This is a genomic window from Prauserella cavernicola, assembly GCF_016595675.1.
Classification (GTDB): domain Bacteria; phylum Actinomycetota; class Actinomycetes; order Mycobacteriales; family Pseudonocardiaceae; genus Prauserella_A; species Prauserella_A cavernicola.
In genome coordinates this window covers 1-22298 of the sequence record NZ_JAENJH010000006.1, presented here as the reverse complement: position 1 = coordinate 22298, position 22298 = coordinate 1, and the positions used below count along the sequence as shown (strand labels likewise).

At 68.7% G+C, this 22298-nt stretch carries 21 protein-coding genes; 10 read left to right on the top strand and 11 right to left on the bottom strand.

Annotation, left to right across the window (positions count from 1 at the left end; translation table 11 throughout):
• Positions 1-2 precede the first annotated feature (2 nt).
• Positions 3-1475 (bottom strand): carboxylesterase/lipase family protein, encoded by a 1473-nt coding sequence (locus tag JHE00_RS22470; RefSeq protein WP_200321365.1) that lies wholly within the window; start codon positions 1473-1475, stop codon positions 3-5.
• A 76-nt stretch (positions 1476-1551) separates the two neighbouring features.
• On the opposite strand from JHE00_RS22470, the gene JHE00_RS22465 reads away from it, so the two are divergent.
• Together JHE00_RS22465 and JHE00_RS22460 are read left to right on the top strand one after the other, a co-directional pair.
• Entirely contained in the window at positions 1552-3255 is a 1704-nt protein-coding gene (locus JHE00_RS22465) for a class I adenylate-forming enzyme family protein (protein ID WP_200321363.1), read from the top strand.
• Between the two features lie 43 nt (positions 3256-3298).
• Positions 3299-4933: a flavin-containing monooxygenase gene (locus JHE00_RS22460; protein WP_200321361.1), complete on the top strand. Its 1635-nt coding sequence runs from the start codon at positions 3299-3301 to the stop codon at positions 4931-4933.
• Positions 4934-4994: 61 nt separating this feature from the next.
• Here JHE00_RS22460 and JHE00_RS22455 read toward each other — a convergent pair whose 3' ends face one another.
• From JHE00_RS22455 to JHE00_RS22440, 4 genes are read right to left on the bottom strand one after another with little or no spacing between them, the layout of a single operon-like run.
• Positions 4995-6608, bottom strand: a complete 1614-nt coding sequence (locus tag JHE00_RS22455) for a flavin-containing monooxygenase (protein WP_200321359.1) — start codon at positions 6606-6608, stop codon at positions 4995-4997.
• Positions 6609-6650: 42 nt separating this feature from the next.
• Positions 6651-8261, bottom strand: a complete 1611-nt coding sequence (locus tag JHE00_RS22450; RefSeq protein ID WP_200321357.1) for a GMC family oxidoreductase — start codon at positions 8259-8261, stop codon at positions 6651-6653.
• A gap of 29 nt (positions 8262-8290) precedes the next feature.
• Positions 8291-9103 carry an SDR family NAD(P)-dependent oxidoreductase gene (locus tag JHE00_RS22445; protein WP_200321355.1) on the bottom strand — a complete coding sequence of 271 codons (813 nt, stop codon included), beginning with the start codon at positions 9101-9103 and terminating at the stop codon, positions 8291-8293.
• Between the two features lie 12 nt (positions 9104-9115).
• Positions 9116-10084: a cyclase family protein gene (locus tag JHE00_RS22440; RefSeq protein ID WP_200321353.1), complete on the bottom strand. Its 969-nt coding sequence runs from the start codon at positions 10082-10084 to the stop codon at positions 9116-9118.
• Between the two features lie 81 nt (positions 10085-10165).
• Between JHE00_RS22440 and JHE00_RS22435 the strand changes: the two genes are divergently transcribed.
• From JHE00_RS22435 to JHE00_RS22420, 4 genes are read left to right on the top strand one after another with little or no spacing between them, the layout of a single operon-like run.
• A complete protein-coding gene (locus JHE00_RS22435) occupies positions 10166-11368 on the top strand; it encodes an acyl-CoA dehydrogenase family protein (RefSeq protein ID WP_307832065.1) in 1203 nt (400 codons plus the stop codon).
• A gap of 40 nt (positions 11369-11408) precedes the next feature.
• Complete coding sequence (locus JHE00_RS22430) at positions 11409-12548, top strand: acyl-CoA dehydrogenase family protein (RefSeq protein ID WP_200321351.1); 1140 nt, start codon at positions 11409-11411, stop codon at positions 12546-12548.
• 27 nt (positions 12549-12575) lie between these two features.
• Entirely contained in the window at positions 12576-13097 is a 522-nt protein-coding gene (locus JHE00_RS22425) for an HtaA domain-containing protein (RefSeq protein ID WP_200321349.1), read from the top strand.
• Positions 13090-13542 carry a nuclear transport factor 2 family protein gene (locus JHE00_RS22420; protein WP_200321347.1) on the top strand — a complete coding sequence of 151 codons (453 nt, stop codon included), beginning with the start codon at positions 13090-13092 and terminating at the stop codon, positions 13540-13542. Before JHE00_RS22425 ends, JHE00_RS22420 begins: the two co-directional genes overlap by 8 nt.
• A 37-nt stretch (positions 13543-13579) precedes the next feature.
• Here JHE00_RS22420 and JHE00_RS22415 read toward each other — a convergent pair whose 3' ends face one another.
• From JHE00_RS22415 to JHE00_RS22405, 3 genes are all read right to left on the bottom strand, one after another.
• Positions 13580-14401, bottom strand: a complete 822-nt coding sequence (locus JHE00_RS22415; protein ID WP_200321345.1) for an amidohydrolase family protein — start codon at positions 14399-14401, stop codon at positions 13580-13582.
• Positions 14402-14406: 5 nt separating this feature from the next.
• Complete coding sequence (locus JHE00_RS22410; protein WP_200321343.1) at positions 14407-15873, bottom strand: flavin-containing monooxygenase; 1467 nt, start codon at positions 15871-15873, stop codon at positions 14407-14409.
• Between the two features lie 101 nt (positions 15874-15974).
• Entirely contained in the window at positions 15975-17618 is a 1644-nt protein-coding gene (locus JHE00_RS22405) for a helix-turn-helix transcriptional regulator (protein WP_200321341.1), read from the bottom strand.
• A gap of 123 nt (positions 17619-17741) precedes the next feature.
• On the opposite strand from JHE00_RS22405, the gene JHE00_RS22400 reads away from it, so the two are divergent.
• From JHE00_RS22400 to JHE00_RS35645, 3 genes are all read left to right on the top strand, one after another.
• The gene (locus JHE00_RS22400) at positions 17742-18026 is read left to right on the top strand and encodes a hypothetical protein (protein WP_200321339.1); all 285 of its coding nucleotides are present in this window, start codon (positions 17742-17744) and stop codon (positions 18024-18026) included.
• Between the two features lie 65 nt (positions 18027-18091).
• Entirely contained in the window at positions 18092-19483 is a 1392-nt protein-coding gene (locus JHE00_RS22395) for an NAD-dependent succinate-semialdehyde dehydrogenase (RefSeq protein ID WP_200321337.1), read from the top strand.
• Between the two features lie 758 nt (positions 19484-20241).
• Entirely contained in the window at positions 20242-20364 is a 123-nt protein-coding gene (locus JHE00_RS35645; RefSeq protein ID WP_268958358.1) for a hypothetical protein, read from the top strand.
• Here JHE00_RS35645 and JHE00_RS22390 read toward each other — a convergent pair.
• On the bottom strand, positions 20354-20683 hold the full coding sequence (locus JHE00_RS22390; protein WP_200321335.1) for a branched-chain amino acid transporter permease: 330 nt from the start codon (positions 20681-20683) through the stop codon (positions 20354-20356). The genes JHE00_RS35645 and JHE00_RS22390 overlap by 11 nt on opposite strands.
• Positions 20676-21392 carry an AzlC family ABC transporter permease gene (locus JHE00_RS22385; RefSeq protein WP_200321333.1) on the bottom strand — a complete coding sequence of 239 codons (717 nt, stop codon included), beginning with the start codon at positions 21390-21392 and terminating at the stop codon, positions 20676-20678. The genes JHE00_RS22390 and JHE00_RS22385 overlap by 8 nt, the downstream gene beginning before the upstream one ends.
• Positions 21393-21455: 63 nt before the next feature.
• Between JHE00_RS22385 and JHE00_RS22380 the strand changes: the two genes are divergently transcribed.
• Positions 21456-21914 (top strand): Lrp/AsnC family transcriptional regulator, encoded by a 459-nt coding sequence (locus tag JHE00_RS22380; protein ID WP_200321331.1) that lies wholly within the window; start codon positions 21456-21458, stop codon positions 21912-21914.
• Positions 21915-22143: 229 nt separating this feature from the next.
• On the opposite strand, the gene JHE00_RS36125 is transcribed toward JHE00_RS22380, so the two are convergent.
• Entirely contained in the window at positions 22144-22293 is a 150-nt protein-coding gene (locus tag JHE00_RS36125) for a helix-turn-helix domain-containing protein (protein WP_372440492.1), read from the bottom strand.
• Between the last annotated feature and the right edge of the window lie 5 nt (positions 22294-22298).

Genomic DNA, 22298 nt, shown 5'->3' with positions numbered 1-22298 from the left:
CCCTACTGGATCACGCTTTCCCAGGCCCGCCGCCGGAACGCTCCGGGATCCTCGACCGTCGTGCTGCACAGGTCCAGCCTGCGAACTCTGCGCGCCGCGCCGTAGCACTCCCAGCCGGGGTCTCCCGTTGTCACGAAGTCGACCCACGCACGGTGCACTGCGGCGGCGAGCTCGCGTGGTGCGCCCGGTCCGCGCAGCGCGATGCCCCACGGGTCGTCGAGTGTCTCGAAGACGAACGGGATCTCCAGGGTGTGGCAGGCGCCCAGCTTGCCGCCGTAGGTGTCCGGCCGCCATGCGAACTCGTACACGTGGCTCGCCGCTCCGGCTTCCCGGCGCGCGTCGGTGTAGCGCACGGCCGGAACGGCACAGAACCAGTCCGACTGGATGGCCACGAACAACTCGGCGGGTGTCGCGCCCGGCATCTCCGAGCGGTAGCGCTCGATCATCGTCCCGGGGTCCACGCCGAGACGCGCGACCGTGGCCGCGAGCAGCTGGTCGTCCATCGCGTCGGCGAGCCCGGTCGGCGCACAGAACAGCCCGTACTCCTCCGCGTTCGTGCCGATCATCAGGTCGATGCCGTTCGTGTCGCCGTCACCGGCCGCCTCCACCGGGTGCCGGGGCACGACCTCGCCATCGATCACGGGTTGCAGCGCGAGCCTGCGGAACTCCGCGAACCGCCGGTCGTGTCCCGCGCTCACGCGGGTGATCACCTCGTTGGTGGCCGCGTGGAGCGCGTCGACGGCCACCCCGGCGATGCCGTCCACGCTCCGCGGGACTCCCAGCTCGGCACACAGCTCGCTCGTGAAGAGACGGGCGACCTCGGGCGGGTGCACGTGGTGCCCGTCGCCGCTCTGCGCGATCGCGCGGCGGACCAGTCCGCGCGCGCGGGGCATCGTCACCAGCGTGAGCACCGCCATCGCGCCAGCCGACTCACCGGCGACCGTGACCAGGTCGGGGTCGCCGCCGAACGCCGCGATGTTGTCGCGGACCCACTCCAGCGCCGCGATCTGGTCGAGCAGGCCCCGGTTCGGCACGGCGTCCGGCAGGAACAGGAAACCCTCCGCGGCGAGCCGGTAGTTGATCGTGACGGCAACGACGCCATCCCGGGCGAACGCGGTCCCGTCGAACGCGGTGGTCGACCCGGCACCGGTGACGAAACCGCCGCCGTGGATCCAGACGAACACCGGCAGGTTGGCCTCCGGGTCCGGCGTCCAGACGTTGAGGTTCAGTCCGTTCGCACCCGGCCGGACGGGGTCGGGGAGTAGCTCGCCCATCACCGCCGACCGCTGCGGCGGCGTCGACACCGTGGGGCCGTAGGCCGTCGCGTCGGCGACACCCTCGTGCGGGAGCGGACGCCGCGGAGGCGCGAACCGATGGTCACCGACGGGAGGAGCCGCGTACGGGATCCCCTTGAACGTCAGCACGCCGTGTTCCCGGGCGCCCCGGAATGTGCCCTGGGCGAGCGTCACGTCCATACATCTAATTATGCTACTAATGATTGAACTTTGCTAGTATGACATAACTTGGCGAGCAGAGAGAGGTACCGCGCCGATGGTGCTGGACGACAAGCGACGACTCGAGCTGCTGACCGCGCCAGGCGGAGCCTTCCCCCTGCGCGACCGGACGGTCGGCGGCCGGACGGTCACGGTCTTCGACCGTGATCCGCGCACCCTGCGCGACGCGTTCCTGGCGCTCCGGCGGCACGGTGACGCACTCGCCATCGGTTACCGGGACGAGCACTACAGCCATGCCGACGTGTGGGCACGGACGGCGAGGCTGGCCCATGTCCTGCGCGACGAGTTCGGGATCGCCAAGGGCGATCGCGTCGGCATCGCCATGCGCAACTACCCGGAGTTCGTGTTCGTCTTCGGCGCGGCACAACTGCTCGGTGCGGTCGCCGTCCCGTTCAACGCCTGGCTCAAGGGACCCGAGCTGGCCGAGCTCGTCGCCGAGGCCAAGCCCACGGTCCTCTTCGCCGACCGGGAGCGGATCCAGCTCACCCGCGACGCCGGGATCGCCGCGCCACAGCTGATCGGCGTCCGCTGCGCCGAGCTCCCGGACGGTGTGACCGACTACGCGGAACTGCTGGGTGAGCTCTCGCCGGAGCTCGACGCGCCGGAAACCGCGGTCACACCCGACGACGTGGCCACCATCCTGTTCACCTCCGGCACCACGGGCAGGCCGAAGGCAGCCGTGCACACCCACCTCAACCACTCGGCCTCGCTGCTCAACAAGCTGATCCGCGCGGTGCCGGTCACGGAGCCTGACGACGGTGGGCCGGTGGTGGTCTCGCCCCCGCCCCGGTCGTGCAAGCTGGTCACGTTCCCCTTCTTTCACATCGCGGGGCTCAACACGCTCTACAACACCTTGTACGCGGGGCAGTCCCTGATCCTGATGTACAAGTGGGACGCCTCCGAGGCGGTCCGGCTCATCGAGGCCGAGCGAGTCACCGAGCTCTCCGGCCCGCCGTACATCGTCCAGACGTTCCTGTCCGCCGCGCGCGACACCGGCCGGGACCTGTCCTCGCTGCGCGCGCTCGGCATGGGTGGCGCCGCCGCGCCCGCGCACGTGATCGAGCAGGCCCGTGCCGTTCTGGGCGAGGCCGTCATCCCGCGCACCGGATACGGCATGACCGAGACGACCTCCGGCGTCGTCGCGATCTCGGCCGCCGATTTCGCGAGGCGGCCGGCCAGTGTCGGCAGGGCGCTGCCCACCGCGGAGATAGCGATCCTCGACCGGGAAGGCAAGGTCCTCGGCGCGGACTCCGAGGGCGAGGTCGCGGTGCGCGGCCCGCAGGTGATCCAGGGATACGAGGGCGCCGAGTCCGACGAGAGCTTCTCCGGCGGCTGGTTCCGCACCGGTGACCTCGGCCGGATCGACGCCGACGGGTTCGTGTTCCTGGTCGGCCGGATCAAGGACATCGTCATCCGTGGCGGCGAGAACATCAGCTGTTCGGAGGTCGAGGTCGCGCTCGGAAGTCATCCGCAGGTGCACGAGGCGGCCGCGCTCGGCGCACCCCACCCGGCCCTCGGTGAGGAGCTGGTCGCGATCGTGCACCTGGCCGACGGCAGCACGGTCTCCGCCGAGGACCTGCGCGACCACACCGCCGCGCGGCTCGCGCCGTTCAAGGTGCCGGCCCGCATCGCGATCATTCACCGGCCGCTCCCCCGGACCGCCAGCGGGAAGGTCGTCAAGCGTGAGCTGGCCGGGGAGCTGAACCTCGGCTGGCTGCTCGATCCCGCGACCGCCTCCTGACCCGTCTCCACATCCGTATCCAGAACTCTCCCGGAGGACAAGCATGGCCGTGTGCAAACCCGACTTCGACGTGATCGTCATCGGCGCCGGGATCTCCGGTATGTACCAGCTGTACCTGCTGCGCGAAGCCGGGCTGACCGTGCGCGTCCTCGAAACGGGTGGCGACGTCGGCGGCACGTGGTACTGGAACCGCTATCCGGGCGCACGCCTGGACTCGGAAAGCTACAGCTACCAGTACGCCTTCACCAAGGATCTGCTGGAGGAATGGGACTGGGCTGAGCACTTCGCGGCCCAGCCAGAGCTGGAGCGGTACTACCAGACCGTGGCCGATCGCTACGACCTGCGCAAGGACATCCAGTTCGACACCCGCGTCACGGCGATGACGTTCAACGACGGCACCGACGACTGGACGGTCACGACGGAAGCCGGGCAACGGCTCACCGCGCGCCTCGTGATCACCGCGACCGGTGTGCTCTCGGCGCCGATTTATCCGCACGTGCCGGGAATGGACCGGTTCCGCGGCGAGGTGCACCACACCGCGCTGTGGCCGCACGACGAGGACGTCGAGTTCGAGGGCAAACGGGTCGCGGTCGTCGGCACCGGCGCGACAGGTGTCCAGGTCATCACGGAGATCGCGAAGACGGCAGGGCACCTGACCGTGTTCCAGCGCACCCCGAACTGGGCCGTGCCGTTGAACAACGAGCCACTGTCGTCCGGGGAGATGGCCGAGATCAGGGCGGGCTACCCCGAGATGTTCGAGCGCTTGCAGAACACCTTCAGCGGCTTCCTGCACGACTGGGATCCCACACCCACCACCGACTTCGACGACGCCGGGCTGCGCGAGCGGTTCGAGACCGCCTACCGCGGCCACGGCTTCACCAAGTGGATCGGGCTGCCCGCCGACATCGCCTCCGATGCGACGGCGAACCGGAAGTGGTGCGACTTCCTCGCCGGCAAGATCCGTGGCCGGGTCACCGACCCCAAGACCGCCGAACTGCTGATCCCGGACGACCACTACTTCGGCACCAAGCGCGTCCCGTGCGAGAGCGGCTACTTCGAGACGTTCAACCAGGACAACGTCGATCTCGTCTCGATCAAGGAGAACCCGATCGAGGAGATCACCGAGACCGGCATTCGCACGGCACAGGGCGACATCGAGGTCGACATGATCGTCTACGCGACCGGCTTCGAGGCGTTCACCGGCGCACTCAAGCGCATCGACATCACCGGCGCCGGCGGCCGTACGCTCCAGCAGGCGTGGGCCGACGGTCCGGTGACCTACCTGGGCGTCCAGGTCTCCGGATTCCCCAACCTGTTCATCATGGGCGGACCGCACGGCAAGGGCGGCCACGGCAACGGTCCCCGGTGCGCCGAGCGCGTACTGGAATGGATGGCCGAGTTCGCCGAGCGCATCTTCACCGAGGGCATCCGGCGGGTCGAGGCCGACCCCGAGGCCGAGCGCGAGTGGTCCGACGAGGTCCAGCGGCGCGCGTCGAGCGGCTTGATGGCACAGACGAAATCCATCTACTTCGGCGACAACCTGCCGGACGAGAACGACCCGGAGGCCACGCCGCGCAAGCGGGTGTACCTCGCCTACATCGGGGCGTTGAACGAGTACGTCGAGCGGCTCCGCACGATGGCGAGGACCGGCTATCCCGGTCTGCTGATCTCCAAATAGCCGACACAGAACTGGGGCGGCGTCGGCACGAAGCCGGCGCCGCCCCAGTTTCCCGCGAGGATCAGCGGGTGAACACGACTCCCTGGTAACCGGAATCGCGGACCCCGTCCAGTTCGGAGCGGTATCGCGGCAGTCCTCCCCCGTAGAGCAGGAACGTCCGCCTCTTGCCCGGCACATTCGTGCCCCACGCCCACGAACTGGCCGATTCCTGCAATGTGCCCTTGATCGTCGAGTACGCCAGGTCCGACCAGCCGTCCTCGGCCTCGGGGGTCACCTCGGCGCGAGCGAATCCCTGCTCACGCATGTGCCGGATGCAGGCCGTCACCCAGTCCGCCTGGACCTCGGTGTAGCGCGGGATGTTGCCGGTCGTGCTCTGCGGGCCACCGACCATGAACAGGTTGGGAAAGCCCGCGGTCTGGATGCCGAGGTGCGTCCGAGGCCCACCCGCCCAGTGCTCCCGCAGCTGGACACCGTCGTGGCCCCGGATGTCGATGCGGTGGAAGGAACCGGTGACCGCTTCGAAGCCGGTCGCGAACACGATCATGTCGACCTCGTGGAAACCCTCCGAGGTCCGGATCCCGGTCTCGGTGATCCGCTCGACGGGGTCCTCGCCGGTCGCCACGAGCCGGACGTTGTCCTGGTTGAAGGCCTCGTAGTAGTCGATCTCCAGCGGCGGGCGCTTCTGCCCGAACCCGTGGTCCTTCGGGATCAGTCGCTCCGCGGTCTCGGGGTCCTTGACGCGCTCGCGGATCTTGTCCGCGAGGAACTGGTTGAGCAGGTCGTTGGCTTCCTTGTCCCGTGTCACGTCGCTGAAGTTGGCGTGCACCATCGACATTCCCGGTGCCTCGTAGAGCTCCTCGAACACGGCAAGCCGCTGCTCGGGGCTCACGTCCACCGCACGCTCGCCGCGAGCCTGGTACTGCGTGCCGCCGGGTGAGGACAGCAGCCGTTCGTGCAGTTCCCCCGCTCCCCGGCGCAGCTCTGCCGCCTTCTCCGATGAGATCTTCCCGTTGTTGAGCGGCGTGCACCAGTTCGGGGTGCGCTGGAGCACCACCATCGACTTCACCACGGGCGCGACGGTCTGCACTATCTGGACCCCACTGGAACCCGTGCCGACGACCGCGACCCGCTTGCCGCGGAAGTCCACTTCGGAGTGCGGCCACAGCGCCGTGTGGTGGGTCTCGCCGCGAAAGTCCTCCCGGCCGGGGAACGGCGGGTAGATCGGTGCCGACAGGATGCCGACCGCGGTGATCACGTAGGTGGACCGAAGCCGCGTGCCGTCCTCGGTGGTCGTCGCCCACGTACTCGTCGCGTCGTCGAAGACCATCGCCGTCACGCGCGCGTTCAGCTGGATGTTCTCGCGCAGGCCGAACTTGTCGACGACGAGGTTGAGGTAGCGCTCGGTCTCGGGCTGGGACGCGTACTCCTCCGACCACGTCCACTCGTCGAGCAGCTCCTGCGAGAAGAAGTAGCCGTAGCTGTAGCTCTCCAGGTCGAACCGGCAGCCCGGGTACCGGTTCCAGTACCACGTGCCGCCGACCCCCGAGCCCGCCTCCAGCAGCCGGACCCGCAGTCCCAGCTCGGTGAGGCGGTAGAGCTGGTAGATGCCGGAGATCCCTGCGCCGACGACAACCACGTCGTAGTCGGCCTCCGCGATGTGGTCGTTCCGTGTCATGTCCCTGTCCTTCTGCGTCGCGGTTCGGGCTGGGATGGCCGCTCAGCCGTGGTCCGCGCGGATGAGGTCCGCGGCGATCCAGGCCATCGCCATCGTGGGCGCGTTGTTGTTTCCCGAGGGCTCCCAGGGGAAGACCGACGCGTCCACCACGCGCAGCCCGGTGGTGCCGCGCACGCGGAGCCGGTCGTCGACGACGTCACGTTCGTCCGGGCCCATCGCGCACGTACCGAGCGTGTGGTAACCGGCGTTGCCCTTGTTCAGCGCGTAGTCGAGGATCTGCTCGTCGGTGGAGATCCCCGGTCCCGGCTCCAGTTCCGCCACGACGTGGTCGGAAATCGGTGGCGTCGCCAGGATCTCCCGTGCCTTGCGAACCACCTTGAGCAGCAGCGCGCGGTCGTGCTCGGTGCTGAGGAAGTTGGGCACCAGCTTCGGCGCGTCCGTCGGTGAGGGACCGGTGATGTGGATGTTGCCCTGGCTCGTCGGGTGTAGCGGGAACGTCACGAACCGCGCGCCAGGGTGCTTGTCCACCACCAGCCTCCCCGTCATCGGGTTGACCGCGGACGTCGAGATCGGCGTGAAGAAGCTCTGCGTGTCCGGCCGGCTGGAGGAGGGATCCGACGCGTAGATCCCGGAGACGGCGAACCCGCCGTGCGCCATCAGCCCGTCGCGGGTGAACAGGTACTTGAACCCGGTCCACATCTGGCGCACGAAGTTCGCCGCGAGGTGGTTGTACCCACGGACTCCGTCCAGCCGCAGCTGGAACAGGATCCCGCGGTGCTCGCGGAGGTTCTCACCCACGCGCGGACTGGCCACCCGTAGCGGCACCCCGGCCGCCGCGAGCACGTCGGGGTCGCCGATGCCGGAGCGCTCCAGCAGCATCGGCGAGTCGAAGGCGCCGCCGCACACCAGCACCTCCCTGCGCGCGTGGAAGGCAACGGGTTCACCCCGCCTGCGCGCCTGCACACCGACCGCGCGGGTCCCCTCGAACAGGATGTGCTCGGCCTCGGTGTCCGGCACGATCGTGAGGTTCCGGCGGCGGCGTGCGCGGCGCAGGAATGCACGGGAGGCGCTGACGCGAAGCCCGTTCCTGGTGTTCGACGCGACATAGGACACCCGGTCGTTGTCACTGCCGTTCATGTCGTCCTCGAACGCAACGCCATTGCGGTCCATCGACTGGATCAGCAGATCGCACACCGGTTCCGACGGGCCGGCGATCTCGATCGGAACAGGACCGGAGGCCCCGCGAAAGTAGGTGCCGCCCAGCGAGTGGGACTCGATCTCGCGGTAGGCCTCGCGGAACCGCTCCCAGTTCCAGCCCTTGTTTCCGGCCTGCTCCCACTGGTCGTAGTCCGCTGCCCAGCCGCGGTTCCACACCATCCCGTTGATCGTCGTGGATCCTCCGATGACGCGACCGCGGTGCCACACCTCGTGGGAACCGTCCGGATACGGTTCGGTCTGGAAGTCCTTGGCGTACCTGGGGTTGGCGACGGTGTAGTAGAAGCCCTTGGGTACGAGGTGGATCGGTGCGCGGTCCGTCCCGCCGGCCTCCACCAGCAGCACGGAGACGTCCGGATCGGCGCTCAGCCGCCCGGCGAGAACCGATCCCCCGGCGCCCGAACCGACGATGACGTAGTCATAGGTACCGCTGCTCACATCAGCCCCTGAAAGGTGTCCGGACATCGCTACGGCCTCGGCGAGTCCACGTTGAACAGAGTCATGTTGCCGCCGTCGACGACGAGTGATTCGCCGGTGATCTGGCGCGACAGTGGCGAGGCGAAGAACAACAGGGCGGACGCGATGTCGGCCGGGTAGGTCAGGCGTCCGGTCGGAGTCTTCGCGATGTTCGCGTCGAGCAGCTCCTGCGTCCACTTCGGATTTTCCTGCGCACGCGGCGTGCGGACCACACCCGGCGCGACCGCGTTCACCCGGATACCGTGTGGTCCCAGCTCGACCGCCGCGGTGCGCACCAGCGACATCAGCGCCGCCTTCATCGCCCCGTAGGCCGCCAGTTTCGGTGAACTCTGCTTGCCGGCGACCGAGGCCACGAACGCCACCGAGCCGCCGGTCCCGGTTCGCTGCCAGTAGCGCGCGGCGTACTCCAGCGCCAGGTACGCGTGTTTGAGCACGATGTCGAGGTGCCACCGCCAGTCGTCGTCGGTGAGGTCGGTCAACGGCTTGTACCGCGCGAGGCCGACGATGTCGACCACGCCGTCCAGCCTGCCCAGCTCACGGCCGACGTACTCGAACAGCTCCGCCACCGGCTCCCGTTCGGTCAGCTCGCCGACCCACGCCACACCGCCGGTTTCCGTGGCCACCGCTTCGGCCCGGTCCTGTTCACGGTCGACGCAGACGACCGTCGCGCCGTACGCCGCGAGCGCGTGCGAGGTCTGATAGCCGATTCCCTGGCCCGCGCCCAGCACGACATGGACCTGGTCGTCCAGCCGGATCAGGGACGCGTAGTCGGGGACGGTGTTCGCGTCGGGTTCGACGGGCATGTCCTGCCTTTCCTACTTGACGGCGATCGGGTTGAGGGGTGAGCCGACCGCGCCGGTGATCCGCAACGGCGGCGCCGAGAGGAAGAACTCGTACACGCCGTCGGCTGCGCAGGCGTCGGCGAGCGCGTCCAGGTCCCAGATCTCGCCGATGAGCACCCCGGCGTTGACGAGCAGCACCACATGCACCCCGAACCGCACGTGCGGCGAGGACTCGCACGGCACGACCTCGAGACCCCAGGTGTCCGAAGCGACGCCGGCCACGTGGCGAGGCAGGAGGTAGTCGCAGGCGCTCAGACCGAGACCGGGTGCGGGCCCGGCGGCGTAGTCACCCCAGAACTCCTCCCGGCGACGCCGTTTCATGTGCCCGGTCCGCACCAGCACGATGTCGCCCTCGCCGATCTCCACGCCCTGACGCTCGGCGCACGCGGCGATGTCGTCGTCCTGAATGGCCTGCTCCGGTTCGAGCCAGTCCACGCCGTAGCAGCGCGGGAAGTCGAGCAGGACACCGCGGCCCGTCGTCGTCTCCCGGACCTCGGTGATGCTGTTGTGCGCCGCGCCCTCGCTGGTCACCGATTCGGGACCGTGACCGTTGTAGGTACGCCCGTCGAAGAAGACGTGGCAGAACGCGTCCCACTGCGTGGCGGCCTGCAGTGGCAGATACACGCCGTCGTCGGTGGACCGCATGCCGTGCCGCGCGTTCTCCCAGTCCGCCAGCATGTCGCCACCGTGCTTGTACATCACGTGCTGCGGGTTGATCCGCGAACTGCCCGGGCGGCCGCGATTGGGCCCGGCACGGTCGAACGGGGTGCCGAGCGCGAACACCTGTCCGGTGCGCACCAGTCCCGCGGCCGCACGCACCTTGTCCGGCGTGATGTAGTTCGTCGCACCGCGCTCGTCGCCAGGGCCCCACTTGCCCCAGGTGCGGTAGCGCTCGGCCATGGCGAGCACGTCGGCTTCGCTGTACTCGCGGCGCGGCGACACTGTTCCAGTGGTGGCGATGACGGTCTCCTCGACGATGCCTACTGGTCATCTAATGGTGTTTTAACATGATAGCATCACACTGTGACCACAACAGCCCCTTCCGCCGTCCCGGACATCGGCGCGATCGAGGAGACCGCTCGCGGTGTCGTCGCCGCACACCCACCTCGCGCGGTGCCGGTCACCGAGCTGATGGGCGCCTGGTACGACGCGGGGCTCACGTGGGTGCACTTTCCGAAGGGCCTCGGCGGCCTGGAGGCGCCACGCAGCCTGCAGCCCGTGGTCAACCGGATCATGCGGGAGGCGGGTGGCCCGGAACCGCGCACCGTCAACACCATCGGTTACGGAATCGTGGCAGGCACGATCCGCCGCTACGCCGGACCGGAGTTCGCCGCGCGCCTGCTCCGGCCACTCGCCACCGGCGAGGAGAAGTGGTGTCAGCTGTTCAGCGAGCCCGGCGCCGGTTCCGACCTCGCCGGCCTGGCCACCCGGGCGGTCCGCGACGGTGACGACTGGATCATCGACGGCCAGAAGGTGTGGACCAGCCTCGCGCACCTCTCCCGGTGGGCGGTGCTGCTCGCCCGGACTGACCCGGACGCACCCAAACACAAGGGCCTCACGTACTTCATCGTCGACATGACGACTCCCGGTATCGAAGTCCGGCCGCTACGGCAACTCACCGGTCGCGCCCAGTTCAACGAGGTCTTCCTCGATGGTGTCCGCATCCCCGACCCCCAGCGCTTCGGCGGGATCGGCGAGGGCTGGATCGTCGCCAACAGCACGCTGGGCGACGAGCGGACCTCACTGGGCGACCGGGTGCCCGCACGCGGCAGCGGCGCGATCGCCGACGCGATCCAGCTGTGGCACGCGCACCCCGACCGCCACACCCCGGTGCTCCGCGAGAAACTCACGCGGCTGTGGATCCGTGCCGAGACGCACCGGCTGACCTCCGATCGCACTCGCGTCGCCGCCGCGACGCAGGCGACGGCAGGCCCGGGCAGCGCCATCACCAAGCTGGTGGGCTCAGAACTGACCCAGCACATCTACGAGTTCTGTGTGGACCTGCTCGGGCCGACGGGGACGCTCATCGACACCTACTCCCCCGACGCTCCCGACGACGAGTCGGGACCCACCGCGATCCAGCGGAAGTACCTGCGGTCGCGGGCCACCACGCTGGAGGGCGGCACGTCCGAGATCCAGCGCAACGTCATCGGTGAACGGGTCCTCAAGCTCCCGCAGGAACTTCGCGCCGACAAGGGAATCCCGTGGCGCGAGATCCCGCGCTGAGTCCCTCGCTGCCCATCCGCCACGAGCACAGGTGGTTGCCATGACACAGGAATTCGAGTTCACCGAGGAGCTCACCGAGCTGCGCACGATGGTTCGGGAGTTCTGCGCCGAGGTCTCGCCGCAGTCCGTCGTCCGCGAGACGATGACCACCGAGTCCGGTTTCGACCCCGCGCTGTGGCGCCGTCTCGCGACCGAGCTCGGCGTACTCGGCCTGGCGGTGCCCCAGTCGTTCGGCGGTGAGGGCGCCGGGCTCGTCTACCAGGCCGTGGTCGTCGAGGAACTCGGCGCCGCACTGGTGTGCGGCCCCGTGGTCGGGACGGTCTGCCTGGCGATGCCCGCGCTGACCGCGTTGGCCGACGACACGATCCGGGCCGACTACCTGCCCGCGCTGGTCAACGGCGACCGGATCGCGACGCTCGCGGCGCCGACGGCAGGCGGCCGCTTCTCAGCCGATCACGTGGCGGTCAGCGCGACGCGCGGCGAGAACGGGTGGACCCTGTCGGGCCACCTCGCCCAGGTACCCGACGCGACATCGGCTGACCTGCTGCTCGTCGCGGCCGGTACCGAGACCGGGGTCGCGCTGTTCGCGGTGGACGGCGACGCCGAGGGAGTCGCCAGGACCTCGCTGTCGACCCTCGACCTCACCAGGCGGCAGGCGGACGTCACGCTCGACGGCGCCCCGGCCCGACTGCTCGCAGGAGAGGACGAGTGCGCGGCTGCGTGCGAACGCGCGCTGCTGGTGGCGTCCGCGCTGCTCGCGACCGAACAGGTCGGCGGAGGGCAGCGGATGCTCGACGAGACCGTCGCGCACGTGCGGGACCGCCTCCAGTTCGGCCAGCCCGTCGGCGCCTTCCAAGCGGTGAAGCACCGCTGCGCCGACATGCTCGTCGCACTCGAGCAGGCTCGCTCCGCCGCCTATCACGCGGTGTGGGCGCTCGAGGACGGCACGGACGATCCGCGGCTGGCGGTCAGCCTCGCGCAGGCCGTCGCGTCGGAGTCGTACCGCTGGATCAGCACGAGCGCGATCCAGCTGCACGGCGGACTGGGGTTCACCTGGGAGGGCTCACCGCACCTGTACTTCAAGCGCGCGACCACCGATGCCCTGATCCTCGGGTCGGCCGCGGAACACATCGACCACGTCGCTGAGCGCACCGTAGACCTCGCACCCACCGGGAGCTGACCAGCCATGTCGCGGAAGGAACCAGTCGTGACCGAGGACTCCCCCGGCGAGCAGGACACACCCGCCCCGCCTCCGTACGGCCTCAACTGGGCGATCAAAGCGAGCTTCATCGGCTACGTCGCGCGGATGCCGGACGGGCGCGCCTATCTCGGTGCGGGCGCCGCGGTGACCGAGCGCAACGAGCTCGCCTTTCCGCTCGACGCCGACACGGCGCCCGAGGACGGAGTCTTCGCGTTCGGGGGCGACGTGCGGTTCAGTGGCCACTTCGGACTGATGTTCGTCCAGATCGCCCAGCCGCGCGTCGTCGTGCGCGACGGCGACGCCGAGATGACGGTACTGGACCCGGCCTCGAAGGAAGGAAAACGCTTGCGGCTGGTGACTTTCGGCCTGACCGGCCCGCACGTCGAGGACGGGCTCGCCCGGTGGGAGGCCACCGACGTCCGGCTGGCCCCGGACGGCGTCGAGCTGTTCGGTGACGTCTACGTGGAGGGTGAGCCGTTCGAACCGCTGACGATCACGGTGCCCCGGCAGGAGGGAAACGATGACTGACATCCAGGAACTGTGTGACCGCATCGGTGTCGAGACGGCGCTGCGCCACTATGCCTACGGGCTCGACGAGCGCCGCTGGGAGGCATGGGACCTCGCGTTCACCGACGACGCGATCATCGACTTCACACCCATGGGTGGCAGGCGCGAGACCCCGGCCGAGATGCGCGCCCGGCTGAGCGCGCCCGACCCGGCCTGGCTGTTCGCGCAGCATCCCCTGGTGAACACGATCGTCGAGCTGAACGGCGACGAGGCCACGGCGTACTCGGACTACCTGGTGGAGACAGGGCGCAACGGCGGCGAGGACGGCGAGATCGTCCGCGTGTCGGGCGGTGGTTCCTATGTGGACCAGCTCCGCCGTACGGAGAACGGCTGGCGGATCCACACGCGTCTGGTCTCGATGAAGTGGCGCGAGACCAGACGCGTCCGCGACGAGATCACCCGCTGAAGCGACCACGACGAGCGGTGGCGGACCGGCAACAGAGCTAGTCGCGCCACCCGATCCAGTCCCTCAGCGCCCCGCCGAGCACCGCCGCACGATCGTCGTCGCCGAGCCGTGGTGTGTGGTTCACGAAGACGTCCACCAGCTGCCCGTAGGGAATGGGCAGGCGGGACAGGTCCGAGCCGAAGAACACGCGGTGAGCGCCGAACGCGTCGACGAGCCGGTACACCGCCTCGGATATCGACGGGAACGGGTACTGCTCGCGCACGAAACACGGCAGCGCCGAAGCCTTCACGGCGATTCCGGGGTACTTGGCGAGCGCGAGCAGCGGCCGGACGGCATCCACCAGCGCGACGTTCGCCGACTCGACGGCCGCGTGGTCGACGGTGATCCTCAGGCTCGGGTACTGCCGCGCGAGTTGCTCGTACAGCGCGTACCGGCCCGGCGCGTAGATGCTCAGCGGCACCCCGAACCGTTGCGCCGCGGCCCAGAAGCCGCTGGCGGCGGCCGCCTCGACGGCGCCGTCGACGTCACCACGGTTGAGCGACATGCGGATCCCGTACCTGCCCGGGACGTCCCGCCAGTGCGCGAGCTTCTCCACCTCCGCCGGATCACCCGTCGCGTACCGGCAGATCGCGCCGAACCGCGTGGGCTCGGCCGCGGCGGCGGCGAGTGTGTAGTCGTTGCGCGAACCCTCCCACGTCGGCCCGAGCAGCAATGCGCCCGAGACGCCTGCCTCGTCCATCAGGCGAGCGACCTCGGGAACCTCCAGCGGGATCCGCCGCTGTGGCTCGATGGCGTCGGCCGGCCACGGGCGATCGGGGGTCGAGGCCTTCCAGACATGGATCTGCGCGTCGACGATCACGAGCCTCACTCCCCGGTCGCCATCGGGTACTCGTCGAAGTCGTGCAGGCTGAGCTCGGCGTACTGCTCTTCGTGCCGGGCTCGCGTGAACGGCCAGATGATCGGGACGCCGACCTCCTGGCTGTACCAGTTGTCACCCTCCGCGTAGGTCGTGCCGGGTAGCGCTTCGCGGACCTCGTCGACGAACGCCTTCGTCGCCGCCTCCGTCGGCGCGTAGCCGCGACCGGTGTCCGCGATGGCCTCGAACAGGCGCATGAGGTATCCGACCTCGTGCGCCAGCGTGGTGGGGATCGTGAGCGAGTTGACCGGCGCGAACGGACCGCACAGCAGGAAGAAGTTCGGAAAGTGCGGCACACCGATGGCCCGGAACGCGGTGACGCCGTCCCGCCACGCGTCGTCGAGAGTCAGCCCGTCCGGGCCCGTCACGTCCATCGGGCGCAGGTAGGCGTGGGCGTCGAACCCGGTCGCCCAGACGATGACGTCGAGCTCGTGCGGCGTTCCGGCGTCGTCGACGATCCCGCTCGGCCCGACCCGCCGGATCCCGCCGAACACCGGGTGGACGTTGTCCCGCTGCACCACGCGGTAGTAGTCGGGCGTTTTCGCGATGCGCTTCACGCCCAGTGGCTCGGTGGGGGTGAACTTGGCGCGCAGCTCGGGGTCGGGGATCTCGTCCTCGAGCATCTTCAGGAACCGCCGCTTCATCTCCTCGCGATCCGGTCCGGGCACGAGCCGCCAGGTTTCGTTGCCGTCGGTCCTGGCCCGCAACTCTGCCATTCGCTTGTCGTAGCGCGTGGCCAGCGGCGGGATGCGCAGGATGAGCTTCTCGGCGAGCGTGTACTCGGGGTTGGGCTTGACCTGCATCCACTGCGGGGTCCGGATGAAGTGGGTGACCTCGGCGCCCGTCTTTCCGAGTGCGCTGACGATCTGCACACCGCTGGACCCCGTACCGACGACGCCGTAGCGGATGCTCGTGTCCGCCAGGTCGATTGAGTGGTCCCACCGCGAGGAGTGGAACTGCTTGCCGGTGAACGAGTCCGCACCCGGCACCGTGGGCACCTTCGGCACGCGCAGAAAACCGGTGGCCGCGACGACGATGTCGGCGGTGCTGGTGGACCCATCGGCGAGCGTGATCGTCCAGGAGCCGTTCTCCCACCCGGCGGAGGTGATCTCGGTGTCGAACCGGATGTGCGGCAGCAGGCCCTGGGTCTCGGCGAAGTCGGCGAGGTAGCGGCGCACCTCGTCGCCGGGTGCGTAACGCTTCGACCAGTGGTGACGGCGCGCGAACGGGAACTCGTAGTTGCGCGTCAGCACGTCGACGTGCAGCCCGGGGTAGGTGTTGGCGTCCCACGTTCCGCCGACGGCTGAGCGCTTTTCGTAGATGGTGAACCGCAACCCGGCCCGCTTGAGGTGGTACCCGAGGAACAGGCCGGACATCCCGGCACCGACCACGGCAACCTGTAACGGCTGCTTCATCCAGCCCTCCGATCCACGGGCGCAGCATCAAGTTATCTACTAATTGTCTTCAAACAAGATTAGCATGGAGGCACCTGAGGCGACTTCGACGCTGTGTCCCGTCACGTCAGGTAGGAGTCGATCTCGGCCTCGGCGAGCGCGCGGCTCTCGTCGGGTGTCAGCGAGACTCCCCCCGCCTTGAGTAGGCGCGCCGTGCCACGACGCAGATCGTCCTGGTACCGGGCTTCGATGACGTCGAACTCGAGGTTCTTGACGTAGATCCGCAGCCGGTCGCGCAGGGAACTGTCGGAGTCGGCGGCCTCGACGACGGTGGACAGCATGTCGGTCTGGACCAGGAGTGCGTGCGAGACCTTGCGCGCCTCGTCGTCACGCAGGCCGATCAGGACCTCGCGCTCCGAGGACCGGATGATGTGGTCCTTCCACCAGTCGAAGTCCTCCTGACCGTCGACGGCGACCAGCTCGACGTGCGGCAGCCCCACGGTCTTGGCCAGCGTCCCGATCGCCATCTCGATGTAGGCCCTGCGTTGCGTGGAGGTCAGCAGGCCCAGTGTCGCCCTGAACTCGGCGCGCGCGTCGGCGGCGGAGAAGCAGTACCGGCGAATGCCGTGGATCGAGGTGTCCATCAGGCCGTACTCGTAGTTGAAGACCCGGAACGGGCTGACCGCGCTCGGGTTGCGCGAGGGCCGGCCGATCGCGGCGGCCGCCTCCTCGGTGAACGCCCACACCTCCGGTCCCGGACTGCGTCCCCGGAGCACGTCGTCGTGCAGCGGTGCCCCGTAGAACCGTTGCGGCAGCACGGCTCCCGGCCCTCGCGCGTACGAGATCGTGACGCCCGCGCTCTGCGCTTGACGGAGGAACCGGTTGTTGTCCAGATACGTCAGCGACGCCGTGTAGCGCACGAGCGGCGGCGGCTTCAGCTCGCCGCCGTGGTAGGCGGCGTCGTACAACCGGGCGGGCCAGTCCTCGCCCCAGACCTCCTCGGCCGACCTCGCGACGTCGCGGCCCAGGTCCGTGTCCGCACCCGAGTAGCGGGCGCCCACGGTGGCGACCGCGAGCAGGCCGAGGATCACCGTGACCGGCGAGTCGAACCCCGTCACGCCGCTGGACGAGGTCACGAGGACGTCGAGCGAGCGGGCCAGCTGCCCGAACGACGTGGCCGGGTCCACCTCGAACTTCGGCCGCAGATCTGCCAACAGGCGCACCCCGTCCGCGGTGAACTCACGCTGCCGATCGCCGGTCTCCATCGCCGCGATGACGAACTCCCCGAGCACCCGCGACTCCTGGGTGTATCCGCACTCCCCCTGGCCGCCCTCGAAGACCTCCCGCAGGTCGCGAGCGAGCGCCTTGGCCGACGGGTCGGCGACGAGATCGAGGAAGTCCAGCAGCTCCCCACGACGCGTCAGCGAGAACCGCACGGGGCTGCGCCTGTTCGCGACCACGGCCACCTCGGACAGTGAGACGCGGGATCCGCCGTGTCCGAGCCGGTCGCCGGTTGCATACGTGCGCAGGGTCCCCTTCCGGACCCACTGGTTGACCGCCTGCCTGCTGACACCGATCGTGCGTGACGCTTCCGCCTGAGTCACCAGATCGCTCGGCGCCACCATCGGCTCACCGCGCCTGCGCAACCGGTCGGCGGCGCGTTCCAGTGCACGAACGAGCTCACCCGCGGGGACCGCGCCGCTCTCGCCGAGCGCGAGGGCCAGCCCCTCCAGCGCGTCCGAAATGCCGTCGACACCCTCCACCATTGGAGCAGTTTAGCGACATAACTGGATGACGCTAGCGTCGTGTCAATGGCATCCCTTGACACCAAATCCAGCGATCCTTATCTTCCCTGTGAGGCCCGCTACAGCATCCAAAGGAGGACGGCCGTGGATATCGAGCGCATCTGGAAGCTGGCGCGGCGGGCCGCAGAAGTCCTTCCGGGCGCCCCGGAATCCGGCGACGTACTCAGCTGGCTGAGCTGGCGGGAGCTCGTCTGGGACACCGCGTACCGGCTCGGCGAGATCGGCTCCGCCGTCATCGCCGACCTCGGCCTCACCGGCATGGACGACGCGAACACGACTTCGGTCTCGGCAACTCAGCTGTTGCGCCTCGCCGTCCTGGTCCACACCAACTCGGGCGAGGTACACGCCTCCGACCTCACCGCGCCCTGAACTCGCGCGTCGTTCCCCCGCACCATCGCAACCTCATTCGCCTGCTCCCAAGAGGAGGGTCCACCGTGACCAGCACGACCGTGGGCATCGCCCCGTACCGCACCCTCAACCCCGCGACGGGGGATCTGGTGCGCTCGTGGCCAGCGCTCGACGACGAGAGCGCCGAGACTCTGCTGTCGCGCAGCCACCAGGCCTACCTGGCGTGGCGGGACGTGCCGGTCGAGGAGCGCGTGCGGCTGTTCCGCCGGGTCGCCGAGCTGATCACCGCGCATGCCGACGATCTCGGCCGCCAGACGACACTCGAAATGGGCAAGCCGCTCTCCCAGGCGGTCGCCGAGGCACACGGCGCAGCCGAGATGTACACGTACTACGCGGAACACGGACCCGGCCTCCTCGCCGACGAGGAGGTTCCGGTGCCGGGCATCTCGCGGGCCGTTGTGCGCCGCGAGCCGGTCGGCGTGGTGCTGGGCATCGAGCCGTGGAACGCACCGCTGTACCAGGCGATGCGTGCGACAGCACCCAACCTCATGCTCGGCAACACCGTGATCGTCAAGCCCGCGGCGATCTGCGCCGGCTCCACGCTGTTGTTCGACGACATCTTCCGCGAGGCCGGTTTCCCGGAAGGCGTATACCAGACCGGGCTCCTGTCCCGGGACCAGGTTTCCTCCTTCGTCGGCGACTCCCGCATCCGCGGCGTGACGCTGACCGGGTCCGACCAGGCCGGGTCGATCGTCGGCGAACAAGCCGGACGGCACATCAAGCCGGTCGTGCTGGAGCTCGGCGGCTCCGACGCATTCGTCGTGCTGGATTCCGCCGACGTGGCGAAGGCCGCGGAGACCGCCGCGACGTGCCGCCTGATCATCGGCGGCCAGGCCTGCGCCCTGCCCAAGCGCGTGATCGTGACGGAGAAGGTCGCCGACGAGTTCATCGCGAAGTTCGTCGCCGTCTTCACCGACCAGCGCATCGGAGACCCGTTCGACCCGGACACCACACTCGGCCCCATGTCGAGCGAAGCGGCAGCAGAGCTGTTGCAGGAGCAGTACCAGGACGCGGTCGACAAGGGCGCCACGGTGCTCGCCCCCGGTGGGCTGATGGACGGCCCGGGAGCGTACTTCCGCCCTGCCGTCCTGACCGATGTCACCCCCGACATGCGCCTCTACCACGAGGAGGCTTTCGGCCCGCTCGGACTGGTGTTCAGGGTGCTCGATGCCGACGCCGCCATCGCACTGGGCAACGACACGAAGTACGGCCTCGGCGGCTCCGTGTTCGCCGAGGACCTCCAGGAAGCCCAGCGCGTCGCGACGGCACTCGACACCGGGGCCGTCGGGGTCAACCAGTTCCTGCCCGCGCGCGTCGAACTTCCCTTCGGGGGCACCAAGTTCTCTGGTGTCGGACGAGAGCTCGGCCGCACGGGCATGGACCAGTTCGCGAACCTGAAGTCCTACGCCCTGCCGTAACGGGACGAGTGTGGTCATCAGGCTGACCTCGCTGGCGGCGTTCCTTGGCCAATTCTTGTGGACCACGACGGATCCGAGATGCCGGTCCAGTCGTCGAAAGCCCTGATCATCCATGCGGGCGGCGATTCGTAACTTTCGCCAGTTCAAGTTCGTTTCTCTTCCGGGGCTGCGCGGACCCTCGGAGTTTGAAACCACTCGACGACGGAAAACGCGCTCCAGCGGCGGGACGATCGTCGACGCACTTGTCCACAACGTCGGCTGTTCGGACCTCGACGGGCCACGAGAAACTCAAAATGACCAAGACCGAGCGTGCCCGACTCGTTGTGCTGTCGGGCACGCTCGGTCTGTCAAACTGGGTAGTCGAGCAGCCGCACGGGGCCTGGCACAGCGCGATACAGAACAGTGCGCTGGCGAGGTTGGAGCCGAGGCAGCAGTGCATGCCGCTACTGAACGCCAGGTGCCGATGCGCTCCTCGGGTTCCCGGTTGAACGCGCAGTACATGACCCAGCGCCGGCCGCGCTCGTTAATGGACTAGCCCCGATCACAAAGTAGACCGCGACCTTCTTCGTCAGTGCGACGGCCGGAATCACCTGCTCAAGAACTCCTCGGTCTCGACGTGCCCGCCGGACTGCCAGCCGAAGTCGACTTGGGTCGCATCAACAACGGCGATAGGGCGATCGCGATGTTCGGCCGACGTCACCGCGCTCGTCGCGCTGTTCCGCGACCTTCCGGTCGCGGAGCTGCGGGAGTATGTGAGCGTGAAGTTCCCTCGTTACTGGGTACCGGACGCTTTCGTCCGGGCCGACTCCGTCCCGAAGACCTCGGTGGGCAAGCTCGACAAAGTACGCATGCGGGCCGGGCAGTCGGAGATCACGGACTGAACACCAGGCTCGCCAGGAGAACGTGCGCGGTGGTGCCGCCCAGGATGCTCAGCAATGCGTTGCGGCGCCACAGGTGCAGGCCCGCGGTCACCGCCAGTGCGAGTAGCGGCGCGAGGGCGCTCGTGGAGTTCCAGGACACCTCGCGCAGGCAGTAGACGAGCAGGATCACCATGACACCCGCCGGCATCCGGGTGCTCAGGAACCGCATCGTCCTGCTGGCGCGCAGTGGGGCGAGCACGGCGAACGGGAGCGCCCGCAGCGCCCAGGTGATCCCGGCCGATACCGCGACGGCGGCGAACAGGTAAGCGGTGTCAGGCATCGCACTCGCTCCTGCCCGTGGCGAGGTACCGGACGATCAGCCCCGTGGTGAACAACACGAACGCCGCCATGAGCATCTCACCGGGAAACAACAGCCGGGCCGCGACCGCGCTGAGCACGGCGAGCACGGGAGTGGGCACGTCACCCCGGCGCTCGCGAACGGCGTCGATCGCCAGCACCGCGAACAGGGCGGTCATGGCGAACTCGAGGCCGACGACGCTGTCCGGGATCAGCGATCCCAGCAAGCCACCGGCCGTGGCGCCTCCGACCCAGAACAGGTGCAGGAACAACTGCACCCATAGAATCCGCGTCCCCGGCCACTTCCGGGACCGCTCGGTCGTGGTCAGCGCGTAGGCCTCGTCGGTGAGCGCGAACGTGCTGTAGGTCCGCGCGGCACGTCCGCGCACCCGGTGCAGGGGGAACGACAACGCGTAGAAGACGTGGCGCACGTTGACCAGAAACGCCGACAGCCCGATCGCCGCCAGCGGAGCGGCCACCGTGACCAGACCGATCAGCAGGAACTCGAACGAGCCCGCGTAGATGAGCGTGGTGAACACCGTCGCCCACCACCAGTCGAGCCCGGCGTGGGTCAGCACCGCGCCGAACGCGAGCCCGAGCGGGACGAGCGCCAGGCCAACCGAGCCGGAGTCCCTGAGCGCGGCCCGCCAGGGCGGAGGAGAACGAACAACCAGGTCAGCAGCGGATTCCACGCCGGAAACGTTACGTCACGACAAGGCTAATTTGGTGTCCAATCATGACGCTAAACTGCCTTGATGAGCAACACAGTGGCACTGGATCGGCTAGATCGAGAAATTTTGTTTCATCTGCGCCAGGACGGTCGCCTGACCAACGTCGAGCTCGCCAAACGCGTCGGCCTCACCCCGCCTCCGTGTCTGCGACGCGTCAAGCGCCTCGAGGAGGCGGGAGTGATCGCCGGGTACCGGGCGGTGCTCGACCCCGCCGCGGTCGGCCGCGGACTGGAAGTGCTCATCGACCTCGAGGTGTACGCGACCGACCGGGCGACCATCGAAGCCTTCGAGGACACCGTCGCCTCCTACGAGGAAGTCGTCGAGTTCCGGCGGCTGTTCGGCCGCCCGGACTACTTCATCCGCGTCGCCGTGGCCGACCACGCCGCCTACGAGGACTTCCAGACCCGCAAACTCGCCGGACTCGCCGGAGTCCTGCGAGTCACCTCCCACCTCACCATGAAGAAAATCAAAAGCGACATCTGACCCCAGCCACCGCTCGGAAACGGCCCGTACTCACTCGTGCAACGCGTCGGCGACGACATGTCGTCGCCGACTAGCGTCCTGGCGGCTGCCGACATTCCAGGAGTTCCTCGAGTGTCGTCCTGAGGTCGACCATGAGTCCCACCGATCCGAACGAACTCCGGTCACCGCGACAGCGGAGACGATCACTCCGACGCCGCGATCGTCGTCGACCTCGCTCCCGATCGAACCGCTACTCGACACGTGACCCCACGGTCTGTCGGCCCAGGCCGTAGGCGATCAGCGCGAGGTGAAGTCCGGTCCGCTCCTCGGCGTCGGCAAGGTCGGTGCCCAGCTTCAGCTCCAGCGACCGCAGCCGTTCGTATGCCGTCGCCCGGCTCAGGTGCA